Origin of the sequence: Streptomyces sp. SudanB52_2052 (genome assembly GCF_964272415.1) — a bacterium.
In the GTDB taxonomy this organism is placed as follows: domain Bacteria; phylum Actinomycetota; class Actinomycetes; order Streptomycetales; family Streptomycetaceae; genus Streptomyces; species Streptomyces olindensis.
In genome coordinates this window covers 8,914,677-8,928,032 of record NZ_OZ186796.1, presented here as the reverse complement: position 1 = coordinate 8,928,032, position 13,356 = coordinate 8,914,677, and the positions used below count along the sequence as shown (strand labels likewise).

Here is a 13,356-nt window from a genome sequence, read left to right as displayed (position 1 = left end):
CGTACGGCGACGGAAGGCCGCCACCACGTGCAGTGGTGGCGGCCTTCCGTTGCGCTGTGCCTCTGTTGTTGTGCCGTGCCTCCGTGCCGGTGCCTCCGTGCCGGTGCCTCCGTACCGGTGCGTCAGGCCACGGGCGCGGCGACGCCGCTGCGCAGCAGGTGCCGGGCCTGCCGGACCAGTTCGTGCAGGTGCAGGGCGAGCCGGGCGGCGCCGTCGTAGAGGCTGTGGACGGCCTGGAGGCGTTCCAGGCGGGGTGCCAGGGCCGACAGGGCGATGGCCGCCGCGACTCCGGCCCAGGCCACGGGGCCGAGCGGGGTGCAGCCGAAGAAGTGGCTCACGCCGGGGGTCTGGACGAGCGCGGCCAGGACGGCGGCCGAGCCGAGGGCCGTGACCCACACCAGTGGGCTGTGGCGCCGACCGGAGAGCGTCTGCACCAGCTGGGCGCCGACCACACCGCACAGGGCCATGGTGGTGGAGCGGCGTTCGGTGCCGGGGGTGAGGCGGCCGATGAGGTACGCCGTGACCGCGCCGAGGCAGGTGGTGATCCCGCGGCGGCGGATGGAGCGCAGCAGAGGCGCGCCGAGGACGTTCAGGCCCATCGGGCCGGTCGCGGCGTGCTCCGCCGTCGAGGGGTCGTCGCTGGGTGTGACGGCCACCGCCATCGCCGGGAACATGTCGGTGAGCAGGTTGACCAGCAACAGCTGACGGGTCGACAGGGGCGAGGCGCCGGCCAGCAGGGTGCCGAGGACGCTGAAGCCGACCTCGCCGGCGTTGCCGCCGATGAGGATGCTCACCGCGTCGGCGACGCTGCGCCACAGGGCGCGTCCCTCGACGACCGCGTCGACCAGGACGGACAGGTCACCGGTGGTGAGCACGAGGTCGGCGGCGTTGCGGGCGGCGGCGGAGCCGCGGGACTCGATGCCGACCCCGACGTCGGCGGCGCGGATGGCGGCGGCGTCGTTGGCGCCGTCGCCGGCCATCGCCACGACCCGGCCGGCCTGTTGCAGGGCCTCCACGACATGCAGTTTCTGCTCGGGGGCGACCCGGGCCACGACGCCCGCGCCGCGCAGGGCCCGGACGCGTTCGCCGCGTTCCATGGCGACCAGCTCGTCACCGGTGACCACCTCGGTCTCCTCCGGCCAGCCCAGTTGCAGGGCGATGGCGCGGGCGGTCTCCGGGTGGTCGCCGGTGAGCATGACGGGCAGGATGCCGGAGCGGCGCAACTCGACGAGCAGGGCGTGCGAGGTCTCGCGGGGCACGTCCGCGAGGGCGACGAAACCACTGAACTCCAGGTCGGCGAGGGGGGCGTCGAGTTCGGTCTCGGCGTCGTCGGCCCGGCAGGGGCGCCGGGCGACGGCGAGGACGCGCAGGCCCTGTGCGGCCAGTTCGTGGGCGGTGTCGGTCGCGTGGGCGGGCAGGTCCCGGCAGGCGGGCAGGATCGTCTCGGGGGCGCCCTTGACGACGAGGAGTTCACCGAAGTCGGGGTCGCCGTCGCGGCCGACCGCCGCGGCGTAGCCCCGCCGCGTCTCGAAGGGCAGCTCGCCGGTGGGTGTCCAGCCCGGGTCGGGCGGGGCGACGTCGAGGACGGCCTCGTCGGTGGCGTGGGCGACCCGGCGCCCCTGTCCGGTCTCCTCCTGCGGGCAGGCGCGCGCGGCCAGGCGCACGATCGGCTCGGCCTGTTCGGTGTCCGTGGCCAGGACGGTGCCGTCGGAGGTGGCGACGCGGACCAGGCGCAGTTTGTTCTCGGTGAGCGTGCCGGTCTTGTCGAAGCAGACGGTGTCGACCCGCCCGAGCGCCTCCAGGGTGCGCGGGGTGCGGACCAGGACGCCGCGCCGGGACAGCCGGCGGGCGGCCGCCATCTGCGCGACCGTCGCGACCAGCGGGAGTCCCTCGGGGACGGCCGCGACGGCGACCGCGACACCGCCGCTGACGGCGCGCCGTACGGGGCTGCCGCGCAGCAGGGACAGGCCGGTCACGGCCGCGCCGCCGGTGAAGGTCACGGGCAGGGCCTTGCGGGTGAGTTCCTGCAGCCGGGCCTGGACGCCGGCGGGCGGCGGGGTGCGGGCGGCGAGGGTGACGGCGCGGCCCGCCTCGGTCTGGTCTCCGGTGTCGACGACGAGTGCGGTGGCCCGGCCGGCCACGACGGTGGTGCCCTCGAACACCATGCAGGCGCGCTGGGCCACCGGTGCGCCGGGCGTCGCCTCGACGGCCTTGGTCACCGGCAGGGACTCGCCGGTGAGCGCGGACTCGTCGACCTCCAGGCCGTCGACGTCCAGCAGCCGGGCGTCGGCGGGTACGACGTCGCCGGCGTCGAGGCTGATCTCGTCGCCGGGCCGCAGCCGGGCGGCGTCGACGGTGACCGTGCGTTTGCGGCTGTCCTGCCTGCGCGCCTTGGGCTGCTGCCGGGCGGCCAGCCGGGCGAGGGCCTGTTCGGCGCGCAGCCGCTGGAGCCCGCCCGTCACGGCGTTGAGGTCCATGGCGCCGACGACGAGCAGCGCGTCGACGAGGGAGCCGAGCAGCGCCGAGGCGACGGCGCCGGTGGCGAGGACAGGGGTGAGCGGGTCGTCGAGTTCGCGACGGACGGCCCCGGCGGCCTGCCAGGTCCAGCGGGCGGGCGCGGCGGCGGGGTGGCGGCCCAGGCGGGCGGCCTGCCGGCGTGAGCGGTCGGCGAGCAGGGCGAGCCCGCGGGGTTCTCCGTCGGGCCCGGTGCGTCCCAGCCGGGCACGGGCCTCGTCGGGTTCCAGGGCGTGCCAGGGGATGTGCAGCCGGGGCGGCGGCGGGGTGGCCCGGGCCACCCGGGTGGCCGCGAGCCAGCCGGCGAGCAGGGCGTTCGCGGCAGCGATGTTCACGGGGGCGTGCCGGGTGAGGGGCCACAGGAGGTGCCGGCCCGGGGGCTGTCCGCCGCGGGCGACCAGGAGGCCCGCCAGGGCGGCGCCCGCGCGGGCGAGGGTCTGGGAGCGGCGTCCGACGCGCCGGGCCGCCGGGATCGCCGTGAGCAGCCGCCAGACGTCGGCGAGTCCGCCCGGTGCCAGCGCGTCGGCGCCCCAGGGGACGGCCGCCCGGCCGTCGGTGAGGGCGATGGCCACGTCACCGGCGGGCAGCCCGGCGCCCACGTGCCCGTCGCCGGACTCGTCCAGGCGGGCGACGGTGACCACCACGTGCCCGCTGTCCTGCAGGGCCCGTACGACGTCGGCGAACGGTTTCGCGCTCGGGGCGACCTCGTCGGCGAGCCGGGTGATGTCCTTGAGGTCGGAGCCGCCGGCGATCACGACGTGCAGGCCCGCCCGGCGGGCGGCGTCGAGGACGGCCTCGGCGAAGGGGTGGACCGGGTCGTCGGGCAGGCCGTCGGAGTCGTCGCTGCCCTGCCGCAGGCTGCGCAGGGCGTCGGCGTGCAGGACGAGGGCGTCGGCGATCTCCAGCTGCCGCAGGCGCTCCCCGCTGCGCACGAGGATGCCGGCCCGGGCGAGGAACGTGCCGAGGGTCGCGCTGAAGGCGGCCGGTCCGTACCGGGCCGCCTTCGGGGATCCGGCGAGGACCGCTTCGGCCGCTTCCCGCGCGCTGTGGGTGACGAGGAGGGTGGCGGCGGCGCCGGCGAGGCTGCCGGTGCTGGCGTGGGAGGCGTACTCCTGGGCGGGTGTCACCTTGAGCGGCGGGCGGGTGCCCGGCGGGCAGGGCACGCTGGTGCGCCGCTCGCGGCAGATGTCGTCGTGCAGCGCCTCGAAGGCCGCGGCTCGGGCCACGGCTTCGGTCAGCTGGGTGCCGCGCAGCATGCCGTCGAGCACCAGGGCCAGCGGTGACTGGCCCGCGCCGTGCGTGGCGGCGTTAACGGCGGTGAGGACGAGTTCCATGCCGGACGTGCCGAACCGCTGCCGGAGCAGGGCCCGGAAGCGGGGGTTCTCGCGCAGCAGCGTGACGGTGGCGGTGACGATGCGTGAGGTGGGGGGCAGGCGCAGCGAGCGGCCGGCCAGGGCTCCGGCCGCGCCCGCGGCGTCGAGCAGGATCGCTCCCGCGGCGACGCGTACCTCGCGGGGGTCGCCGGGGTGGGTGGTCTCCTCGGCGACCGGGTCGGCTCCCTCGGTGAGGCCGAGGCGGGTGGCGAGCGCGGTGGCGCGCTCGGCGACGCGGTCGGTGGCGGCGTCCTCGACGACGGTGATCACCAGGCGGGAGAGTCCCCCGTCCCAGTACGCGGTCAGCACGTCGGGGTGGTCGAGCAGGTCCGCGGCCACCTTCCGGGCGAGCGCGCCGGCGTCGCCGTCGGCGCGCCGCAGGGCGAGGTGGAGGCGCTGCCCCGCCGTCCAGTGCTGTCCGCCCGTGAGGGCGTTGCGCGCGACGTTGCGAACGCGGCGCGTGGTGTCGTAGACGGACGTCACTCCCTGGGCGGTGCTGCGGGCGGCGCCTGCGGCCGCCCCGGCCACGGCCCCGACGAGCGGGGCGACGTCGAAGCGTGTGAGCATCTGCTGGTGTCCCGACTCAGCCGGTGGTGCGGCTGTCGTGTCCGTGCCGGTGGGCGTGTTCCGGCTCCGTCTCCGCGTGGGTGCCGTGGTGCGCGGTGGCCTCGGCGACCTGCTTCAGTGCGGAGGCGGTGGCGGTGTCGCCGACCTTGGCGGGTTGTTCGTGGACGTGGTGTTCCGGCCGGTCGTGCCGGTAGTGGGACGCGGCGAGCTTGTCGCCGGGCCCGTACGACGAGGTGTCCTGTTCGTCCGGCCGGTCCTGGGCGGGGCGGCGTTCACCGGTCGTGCCGGTCTGCGTCCCGCCGTTCGCCGACCCGCCGTCGGGCCGCTGTCCGGGCCGCGGCTGGGTCAGCCAGGCGACGGCGGCGCCGGTCAGAGCCACCGGCCACTCCACCACTCCGGCCACGCCGAGCACACCGGCTCCGGCGTAGACGGCCATCCGGCGGCCGCGCGGCGAGACCGCGCCGATCCGGTCCAGGGTGTCCGTGGCGACCTTGCCGACCTGTTCCGCGCCGGGCAGGTGCTTCAGGCCCGAGGCCACGGCCCGCAACGGCTGCGGAAGATCAGACGAACGTGCCGGTTCCTGGTTCATGGCGACCTCCACAAGCGCGTTGTCCAGCGGCTTCAACCGGTTTCCCAGCTCTTTGCCCCATATTCCGCCTTCGGTGAAGCGAGCGCTTGTCCGATTCGGCCGGGGCGAGTTCGCCGGGGGTTCAGAGGACCGTCTGGCCGTCGTGGATTCCGCCCTTGCAGCGCTTGGTGTACGACTCCGATCCGTTGCCCACGGCGGAGGTGATGATCATGCCGCCGCCGGCGATGCACTGGCTCGCGGTGACGTCCAGGGCGGTGAGCAGGGCGTACGGCAGCTTGTGCATGAGGGCTCCTCGGGAGGTGCGGGCCGGGCGTGGGTGCCGTATCAGCGTCGCCAGGGCGGGCGGGGGCCGCCACCCGGGAGGAGGGTCCGGGTGTTCCGGTAGGTCGATCGATGTAGTCGTCGCCTCGGCGCACAGCACGATGTGCGGCGCCCGGCGGCGGGCGAGCATGGTCGGCGGACGTCCTCCCGTACCGGCCTCTCGACTGCCCGAGGAGACTCGTCATGCCCGAAACACCCAGGGCGCGCCTGCCGCGCCGTACCGCCGCCGCCACCGTGGCGCTGCTGGTCGCCGCCTCCGGAGCGGCGGCGGCCGCACCGGAGCCGGCGCCGGTCGCGGATCTGCGCGCCGATGTGAACCAGGACGGCCGGGTGGACGTCGCGGGGACGTCCGACGAGGCGGGCGAGGAGGCGTGGCGGCCGGGGCGCGGTGCGGTCTTCCTCGCCAACGTCGACGACGACTCGCGGCGCTGCCGGATGCGCCCCGGTGACCTGGACCGGGTCGATCCGGCGGTGGACGAGCGGCTGGCGGCCTGCCACGACGGGGCGGACGAGCGGGTCAACGGGGTGCGGGACGAGGCGGATCTCGCCCCGTTGCGTATCCCGCCGTCCCGGGTCGGCGAGGGCGCCTCGGGGCGGGTGGAGGTGGCGGCGGCGCAGGCGCCGTACGTGCGGCTGTTCGTGCGGCGCGGCGGGGCGCTGCGGGTGCTGCGCGGGCCGCTGACGGCCCGGGAGCTGCGGGCCGGTGCCGAACTGGCCCTGGAGGGGCGGGACGTCGTCCGTGACCCGCGGCGCTGGGACCGGCGAGGTCACCGAGGAGGCCTTGGCCGCCGGCGGGGTCCGGGTGCACTGGGTGGAGAACTTCGCCTGGTCGCACCTGGCGGGCGGGGAGGTGCACTGCGCGACGAACGCCCTGCGGGACACCTCCGGGGACGTGCCCTGGTGGAGCACCGGCCCGGGCCGGTGACCGGGGTCCGACGTTCTTCGGAAGCCTTCCGTGTCGGCGTGGGAGCGCCGGGTACTCAGAGCAGGCACGCAGGCCGTCAAGGGTCCGGGCACCGCACGGCGGCGCGGTGTCCGGTTGGGCGAATGGAGTGGTCATGACGCAGAACGGTGATGACGTGACGCTCGTCCGGCGACCGGGTGTCCCCGACCTCCGGCCGGCGGCGCCGGAGTCGCCCGAGCCCGCGCCACCCCAGGACCCGCAGGCCGACGAGCCGCCGCAGGAGCTGCCCCTGGACCGCAACCAGGCGATCCTGGAGGCGGCCAAGCAGGTCGGTGCCCTGCTGAAGCGGAAGGGGCACCTCTTCGCCCTGGCCGGAAGCGTGGCCGCGTACGCCCACGGCGGCGAGAAGAACCTCCAGCACGACGTCGACTTCGCCATCCGGCCCGAGGACGCGGACGCGGTGGCGGCCACGCTCCGCGAGGCGGGGCTGACGGTCTACACCCCGCCGGAGGACTGGCTGATCAAGGCCACGTGTTTCGGCCAGCCGGTCGACATCATCTTCGAGCTGGCGCACCGGCCGGTCGGCGCGGACATGCTGGAGCGAGCGGAGGAGCTGTCGGTCGACTCGGTCCGCATGCCCGTACTGGCCCCGACCGACCTGCTGTGGAGCCTGATCGCCGCGTTCTCCGAACACCACTGCGACTTCGGGGCGGCCCTGCCCATCGCGCGCGCCCTGCGGGAGAAGGTCGACTGGCAGCGGGTGCGGCGCGAGTGCGGGGACGCGCCCATGCCCGCGGCCTTCTTTTTCCTCCTGGAGCGCCTGAACGTCATCTGAAGGAGCACCTCATGAGCACCCACGGTTCCCAGGACACGGGCGGCGGGCCGCCGGCCGAGAACCTGGACTACCGCATCGCCCACCTCCAGGAGCGCCTCGCCTCGGGCGAGCTGGGAGAACTGGGCGTCCGGGTCGAGACCCGCGGCCGGTCGGTGCTGCTCACCGGCACCGTGCCCTCGACGCCCTGCCGCGACGAGATCCTGCGCACCGTCGAGGAGGAGTTCGCCGGCGTCCCGGTGCACAGCGACCTCGTCGTCACCGAGGCGTCCTCCCCCGACCACGCGGAGGAGCTCGCATGATCCGCATCGCAGCCGTCGGAGACATCCACATGGGGCCCGACAGCCAGGGCGTGCTGCGCCCCGCCTTCGAGACCCTGCCCGAGTGCGCCGACCTCCTGCTGCTGGCCGGGGACCTCACCCGGCACGGCACGCCCGAGGAGATGCGGGTGGTGGCCCGGGAGGTCCGGGATCTCGGCGTCCCCGTGGTCGCCGTCCTGGGCAACCACGACCACCACGACGACCGGCCGGACGAGGTCTCGGCGATCCTGCGGGACGCCGGCGCCCATGTCCTGGAGGGGCAGGGGACGGTCGTGGAGAGCGGGGGGACGCGGATCGGCGTGGCCGGCACCAAGGGGTTCGGCGGCGGCTTCGTCGGCCGCTGCGCCGGGGAGTTCGGCGAGCCGGTCATGAAGGAGTTCGTCCGTCACTCGCGCCGGAGCGCCGACGCCCTGCGGACCGCGCTGGAGCGGCTCGACGAGGAGGGCTGCGACGCGCGGATCGCCCTGACCCACTACTCCCCCGTGGCGGACACGCTGGCGGGCGAGCCGCTGGAGATCTACCCGTTCCTGGGCAGCTACCTGCTGGCCGAGGCGATCGACACGGCCGGCGCCGACCTGGCGGTGCACGGGCACGCGCACGCCGGCACCGAGCACGGCATGACGAGCGGCGGCGTGCGGGTGCGCAACGTCGCCCAGCCGGTGATCGGGCGGGCCTTCCACGTCTACCACCTGCCGGTCCGGGAGCCCGCCACGAGCGGCGCCGGAGCACAACAAGCCGGGTAGACCGACCCCTTCCCGGCCCCTTCCCGACCCGTTCCTGACCCGTTCCCCGACCGCCGCCGGCGTTGACGCCGGCGGCGGTTTCCGTCGCGCCGCGTCACCCGTGCGCGCTCCCGTACCCCCTCTGGTGTGAACGCCCCGCACGTCGTGCCCGTTTCAGGCATTTTGTCTGCTTAGCATGCGAGCTCCGCGCTCCGCACGTCGGCGATGTCCCCACGCGTCCGCCCGGGGCGCCCTGCCCCGTACGAGAGGACACCAGATGGCGCTGACGGGCCGTCAAAGACCACCGTCCGAGCATGCCTTCTCCCCGCACGACGCCGTACTGCGCACGGCGGCACCGCATGTCGCCCGCCGCCGCTTCCTGACCGTCACCGCGGCCGCCGCGATGCCCGCGTTCGCCACCAACCGGCCGACCCGCGGCGCCACCGCCGCACCGGAGCTGGACGCGGCCCGGGTCACCGACGATCCGTTCACCCTCGGCGTGGCCTCCGGCGACCCGCTGCCCGACTCGGTGCTGATCTGGACGCGGCTCGCTCCCGAGCCGTTCGCGGAGGACGGCGGCCTGGGCCAGCAGCGGGTCGTCGTCTACTGGGAAGTCGCCATGGACGAGTGGTTCGCCTTCGTCGAGCACCGGTGTCGCCATCGCCCACCCCGAGTACGCGCACAGCGTGCACGTCGACGTCAAGGGCCTGATGCCGGACAGCGAGTACTACTACCGGTTCCGGGCGGGGGCCTGGATCAGCCCCGTCGGCCGCACCCGGACGGCACCGGACGAGGACAGCGACACCGACGGCATGCGGCTGGCCGCGGTCGCCTGCCAGGCCTACCAGGACGGTTACCACACCGCCCACCGGCATCTGGCGCAGGAGGACGTCGACGTGGTCTTCCACCTCGGCGACTACCTGTACGAGTACGCGGTGGACTCCGCCGGCGGGGCCCGCCGCTACACCGACCGCAAGCTGCCCGACGTGTTCCACCGCGAGGCGACGACGCCGGCGGACTACCGGCTGCGGTACGCGCTGTACAAGAGCGACCCGGACCTGCAGGCCGCGCACGCCCGGCACCCGGTCGTCGTCACCTGGGACGACCACGAGACCGAGAACAACTACGCGGGCGCCGTCGACGAGAAGGGCAGCCCCCCGGAGCACTCACCGGCGACGCCCAGGAGCGCTGGCTGCTGGACGGCTGGCGACCTCGCAGGCGCTGTGGAACGTGATGCCCCAACAGGTCTACTTCTCCCAGCGCAAGTTCGACCTGACCGCGCCGGCCCGGGTCTTCATGGACGCTGGTCCTCACCGGGGACGTCCACGTCGGCTACGCCTTCGGCATCAAGGAGAACTTCGACGACCCGGCGTCCAGGACGGTGGGCACGGAGTTCACCTGCACCTCCGTCGCCAGCGGCGGCGACGGGGCCGAGAGGCCGTCCGACTGGGAGACGTACATGAAGGCGAACCCTCACATGAAGCACTTCGACGGCCGGCGCGGTTACCTGCGGGTCGAGCTCGGACAGGAGAACGCCCAGGTCGACTTCCGGACCGTCTCGGCCATCACGAAACCCGACGGCACCATCTCGACGACCGCGTCCTTCGTCATGGAGGTGGGCTCGCCCGGGCTGCAGTCCGCGTGACGCCGGGCGCCCGTACTGCACATGGCGCCCCTTCCCGGCACCGAAGCGCGAACCGGGGCGGCCGGTGACATCACGCCGGGCCGTTCCGGCACGGCCTCTGCGGGAGCTTTCACGTGATCGAGACGTATCGGACACCGTGACCGAAGGAGACACCACGCATGGTCCTCAGAGAAGCCCTGACCGGTCGCCGGGCGGCCCTCACCGTGCTCGGCGCGCTCGTCGCCGCCGGGCTCCCCGCCGCGGCGGCGGCCGAGCCGACGCCCGCGCCCGGCCCTCTGCCCACGGCCGCGCAGACCCTGGGCGCCGACCGGCCGTCGGCTCCGGTGCTGCGCGCCCTGCAGCGCGATCTCGGGCTGACCCGGGCCCAGGCGTCCCGGCGACTGGTCAACGAGGCGGAGGCGGGCACCCGGGCGGGACTGCTGCGCAACGCCCTGGGCGACCGCTTCGCGGGGGCCTGGCTGCGCGGTACGACGTCCCAGGAACTCGTGGTGGCGACCACGGACGCCGCGGACGTGCCCGCGATCAAGGCCCAGGGCGCCAAGGCGGCCGTCGTGAAGAGGCCGCTGCGCGACCTGCGGGCCACGAAGGAGAAGCTGGACGCGGCGGCGGCCAAGGTCAGCACGCGCGAGACGCCGCTGTGGTACGTCGACATCCCGGCGAACCGGGTCGTGGTGGAGGCCGGCACCAAGGCCGCCGCGGCCGCCTTCGTGAAGGCGGCGGGCCTCGACGCCAAGGCCGTGGCCGTGAAGGTGACGGCGAACCGGCCGCGCCTCATGGCGGACGTCACCGGCGGCGACGCCTACTACATCGAGGGCACGGCCCACTGCTCCGTCGGCTTCTCCGTCACCAAGGGCGAGCAGCAGGGCTTCGCCTCGGCGGGTCACTGCGGCAAGCAGGGCGCCAAGACGACCGGGTTCGACAAGGCCGAGCAGGGCACCTTCCAGGCGTCCACGTTCCCCGGCAAGGACATGTCCTGGGTGGCCGTCAACGACAAGTGGACGGCCACGCCGAACGTCAAGGGCGAGGGCGAGCAGAAGGTGCAGATCACCGGCTCGGTCCAGGCGCTCGTGGGGGCGGCGGTCTGCCGCTCCGGTTCCACCACGGGGTGGCACTGCGGCAAGGTCGAGCAGCACGACACGAGCGTCAGCTACACCGAGGGCAAGGTGGACGGGCTGACCCAGACGACGGTGTGTGCCGAGCCGGGCGACTCGGGGGGTCCGTACGTCTCGGGTGTGCAGGCGCAGGGCGTGACGTCCGGCGGCACCGGCGACTGCAAGAGCGGCGGTACGACGTTCTTCCAGCCGATCAATCCGCTGCTCAGCGACTTCGGCCTCACGCTGAAGACGGCGGAGGCCGAGGCCCCGCAGCCGCAGGGCGACGTGGCGCAGGCGTGGGCCGCGGGCCGGGTGTACGAGGCCGGCGCCACGGTGACCCACGCGGGGGTGCGCTACCAGTGCCTGCAGACGCACCAGGCGCAGGGCCCCTGGGCGCCCACCCGCACCCCGGCCCTGTGGCACCGGCTGTGACGAGGGGTCAGGGCTGTCCGGTGCCGGCGCGGCCCGTGCCGTCGGCGCCGGGCGGGTCCAGCCGCTCCTCGGCGAGCAGCGCGTACGCGGTGGCCAGGAACGGGTCGTGGGCGCGGAAGCGGCGGGTGCACACGGCGGCCAGGGCCGTGCCGGTGTCGGGGCGGAAGCCGAGGAACGCCCGCTGGCCGAGGGTCGCGCCGCTGTGGAAGTACATCGGTCCGCCGTCGGTGGGGTGACGGAACCAGGCGACGGTGTGCACGTGCCGGTGGGTCAGGCCGCGGCGCAGCACGGGGACGCGCACCGCGCGCAGGGCGGGGGCCGGGGCCGGGGGCGCCGCGGACGGGTTCAGATGGGCTTCCAGGAAGGTGAGCAGGTCGTGCGGCGTGGCGCGTACGGCGCCCGCGTCTCGCGCCAGATGTGGTCGAGGAGCCGGCGCGCGAGCCGGGCCTGGCGTGAGCCGGCCACGCCTCGCGGAAGAGTTCAACATCTCGGGCATGAGTGGTTGAGCACCGACTGTTGAGCGCCCGCTCATCCGGCTCCTCAGCGCCGGGCCACGACCCGCAGCGTGCGGACCGAGGAGTCCGCCGCGTCCGGGATCAGCACGCCGTGCTCGACGCCGCTGCGCAGGTAGTCCAGGACCGCGTCGGTGACGACCTCGCCGGGTGCCACCACGGGGACGCCCGGCGGGTAGGGGCTGATCATCTCGGCGGCGACGCGCCCCGCGGCCCGCTCGGCGGGCACGTGCTCGACCGGGGCGAAGAACGCCTCGCGGGGCAGCATCGCCTGCTCCAGTTCCAGCGCCGAGGGCTCGGGCAGCCGCACCGGCGGCCGCCGTTCGACGGTGTCGGCGTGCTCGACGAGCGCGCGCAGGGCGTCCACCAGGACCTGCTCGGTCTCGTCGTCGTCGGCGTGGGTGATCGAGGCGCTGACCCGGCAGCTGTCCGAGCCGCCGACGTCCACCTGGCGGTGGGTGCGCAGCCACTCCGCGGCCTGCATCCCGCTGATGCCGAGCTTGCGCACGTCGATCACCAGCTTGAGCGGATCCAGGTCGGCGGCGAGCCCCTCCTCCACGACCTCCCGGCCCATGGGCCGCAGTCCGGGCAGGTCGGCGACCGCGGCCCGGATGCGGTCGGCGCGGCGGATCGCGGCGTCCAGGAGTTCCTGCCCCTGCTCGACCATCTGGCGGCGCCAGCCGTCGAGGGTGGCGTACACCAGGGAGGAGGCGCTCGTGGTGCCGAGCAGGTCCTCCCGCTGCTTGAGGGCCTCGGGCGACACCCGGTCGTACTGGAGGTGGAAGACGGAGCTCTGCTCCACCGCCCCGCCCATCTTGTGCACGCTGGTCACCACCAGATCGGCCTCGGCGTCCATGCCCCAGGCGGGCAGGCCGGGGTGGAACGGCAGGTGGGCGCCCCAGGCCTCGTCGACGATCACGGGCACGTCGAACTCGTGGCACACCCGGGCCACTCCCCCGATGTCCGCGCAGGAGCCCCAGTCGGTCGGCGTGATGAGCAGCATGCCCTTGGCGTCCGGGTGCTCCCTGAGCCGGCGCCGGACGTCGTCGGGCTCGGGCGGGTGGGCCAGATGGCGTTCGGCATCGAACTTCGGGTGCACCCAGATCGGCTCGACGCCGTTGACGACGACGGCCGCGATGACGGACTTGTGGGCGTTGCGCGACAGCAGCAGCTTCTCGCCCGGCCCGGCCGCGGCCAGCATGGCGGTCTTCACCGACAGGGAGCTGCCGCAGGTGGAGAAGAACGCGTGCTCGGCGCCGACCGCGTCGGCCATCAGCTCCTGGGCCCGGCTGAGCACGCCCTGCGACTGACGGCGGTCGTCGAGTCCGTTGAGGGCGAGCACGTCGGAGCGGAACACGTCGAGCCCGACGATCTCGGCGACCCTCGGATCCACTCCCCTGCCCTGCTTGTGGCCCGGCGGGCCGTAGGCGATGTCGCCGCGGCGCCGGAAGTCCTCAAGCGCCTCCAGCACGGGCACGCGCGAGTGGTCCATGGTTCCTCCCGGGTCCGGCCCGCCGGCCGCCGCCGCGCC

9 protein-coding genes and 2 pseudogenes are annotated in these 13,356 nt (G+C 74.7%); 6 read left to right on the top strand and 5 right to left on the bottom strand.

Annotated features, from left to right (window positions below; all coding sequences use genetic code 11):
* Window positions 1-122 precede the first annotated feature (122 nt).
* The 3 genes from ACSUPV_RS40250 to ACSUPV_RS40240 all read right to left on the bottom strand — a co-directional run bounded on the left by ACSUPV_RS40250 (window position 123) and on the right by ACSUPV_RS40240 (window position 5,326).
* Complete coding sequence (locus ACSUPV_RS40250) at window positions 123-4,454, bottom strand: cation-translocating P-type ATPase (RefSeq protein ID WP_436949756.1); 4,332 nt, start codon at window positions 4,452-4,454, stop codon at window positions 123-125.
* A 16-nt stretch (window positions 4,455-4,470) separates the two neighbouring features.
* Window positions 4,471-5,043: a hypothetical protein gene (locus ACSUPV_RS40245; protein WP_051649234.1), complete on the bottom strand. Its 573-nt coding sequence runs from the start codon at window positions 5,041-5,043 to the stop codon at window positions 4,471-4,473.
* Between the two features lie 121 nt (window positions 5,044-5,164).
* A complete protein-coding gene (locus ACSUPV_RS40240; protein ID WP_382617064.1) occupies window positions 5,165-5,326 on the bottom strand; it encodes a hypothetical protein in 162 nt (53 codons plus the stop codon).
* A gap of 221 nt (window positions 5,327-5,547) precedes the next feature.
* Between ACSUPV_RS40240 and ACSUPV_RS40235 the strand changes: the two genes are divergently transcribed.
* The 6 genes and pseudogenes from ACSUPV_RS40235 (at window position 5,548) to ACSUPV_RS40210 (ending at window position 11,313) form a co-directional block, all read left to right on the top strand.
* Window positions 5,548-6,426 carry a hypothetical protein gene (locus ACSUPV_RS40235; RefSeq protein WP_436949755.1) on the top strand — a complete coding sequence of 293 codons (879 nt, stop codon included), beginning with the start codon at window positions 5,548-5,550 and terminating at the stop codon, window positions 6,424-6,426.
* Entirely contained in the window at window positions 6,423-7,103 is a 681-nt protein-coding gene (locus ACSUPV_RS40230; protein ID WP_359793377.1) for a nucleotidyltransferase family protein, read from the top strand. The genes ACSUPV_RS40235 and ACSUPV_RS40230 overlap by 4 nt, the downstream gene beginning before the upstream one ends.
* An 11-nt stretch (window positions 7,104-7,114) precedes the next feature.
* Window positions 7,115-7,402, top strand: a complete 288-nt coding sequence (locus ACSUPV_RS40225; protein ID WP_031116281.1) for a BON domain-containing protein — start codon at window positions 7,115-7,117, stop codon at window positions 7,400-7,402.
* Window positions 7,399-8,163, top strand: coding sequence for a metallophosphoesterase family protein (locus ACSUPV_RS40220; RefSeq protein ID WP_031116282.1), 765 nt, complete (start codon window positions 7,399-7,401; stop codon window positions 8,161-8,163). Before ACSUPV_RS40225 ends, ACSUPV_RS40220 begins: the two co-directional genes overlap by 4 nt.
* Before the next feature lie 256 nt (window positions 8,164-8,419).
* Window positions 8,420-9,787 (top strand): annotated as a pseudogene (locus ACSUPV_RS40215) (alkaline phosphatase D family protein).
* Window positions 9,788-9,945: 158 nt separating this feature from the next.
* Window positions 9,946-11,313: an alpha-lytic protease prodomain-containing protein gene (locus tag ACSUPV_RS40210; RefSeq protein WP_436949752.1), complete on the top strand. Its 1,368-nt coding sequence runs from the start codon at window positions 9,946-9,948 to the stop codon at window positions 11,311-11,313.
* A 7-nt stretch (window positions 11,314-11,320) separates the two neighbouring features.
* Here ACSUPV_RS40210 and ACSUPV_RS40205 read toward each other — a convergent pair.
* Window positions 11,321-11,716, bottom strand: a pseudogene (locus ACSUPV_RS40205) (serine hydrolase); the annotation flags it as partial.
* Between the two features lie 137 nt (window positions 11,717-11,853).
* Window positions 11,854-13,317, bottom strand: coding sequence for an aminotransferase class I/II-fold pyridoxal phosphate-dependent enzyme (locus ACSUPV_RS40200; RefSeq protein WP_037767390.1), 1,464 nt, complete (start codon window positions 13,315-13,317; stop codon window positions 11,854-11,856).
* Between the last annotated feature and the right edge of the window lie 39 nt (window positions 13,318-13,356).

Excerpts from the sequence above, each read along its gene's own strand:
- ACSUPV_RS40250 (WP_436949756.1), bottom strand. The coding sequence starts at position 4,454 with ATGCTCACACGCTTCGACGTCGCCCCGCTCGTCGGGGCCGTGGCCGGG.
- ACSUPV_RS40245 (WP_051649234.1), bottom strand. The coding sequence starts at position 5,043 with ATGAACCAGGAACCGGCACGTTCGTCTGATCTTCCGCAGCCGTTGCGG.
- ACSUPV_RS40240 (WP_382617064.1), bottom strand. The coding sequence starts at position 5,326 with ATGCACAAGCTGCCGTACGCCCTGCTCACCGCCCTGGACGTCACCGCG.
- ACSUPV_RS40235 (WP_436949755.1), top strand. The coding sequence starts at position 5,548 with ATGCCCGAAACACCCAGGGCGCGCCTGCCGCGCCGTACCGCCGCCGCC.
- ACSUPV_RS40230 (WP_359793377.1), top strand. The coding sequence starts at position 6,423 with ATGACGCAGAACGGTGATGACGTGACGCTCGTCCGGCGACCGGGTGTC.
- ACSUPV_RS40225 (WP_031116281.1), top strand. The coding sequence starts at position 7,115 with ATGAGCACCCACGGTTCCCAGGACACGGGCGGCGGGCCGCCGGCCGAG.
- ACSUPV_RS40220 (WP_031116282.1), top strand. The coding sequence starts at position 7,399 with ATGATCCGCATCGCAGCCGTCGGAGACATCCACATGGGGCCCGACAGC.
- ACSUPV_RS40210 (WP_436949752.1), top strand. The coding sequence starts at position 9,946 with ATGGTCCTCAGAGAAGCCCTGACCGGTCGCCGGGCGGCCCTCACCGTG.
- ACSUPV_RS40200 (WP_037767390.1), bottom strand. The coding sequence starts at position 13,317 with ATGGACCACTCGCGCGTGCCCGTGCTGGAGGCGCTTGAGGACTTCCGG.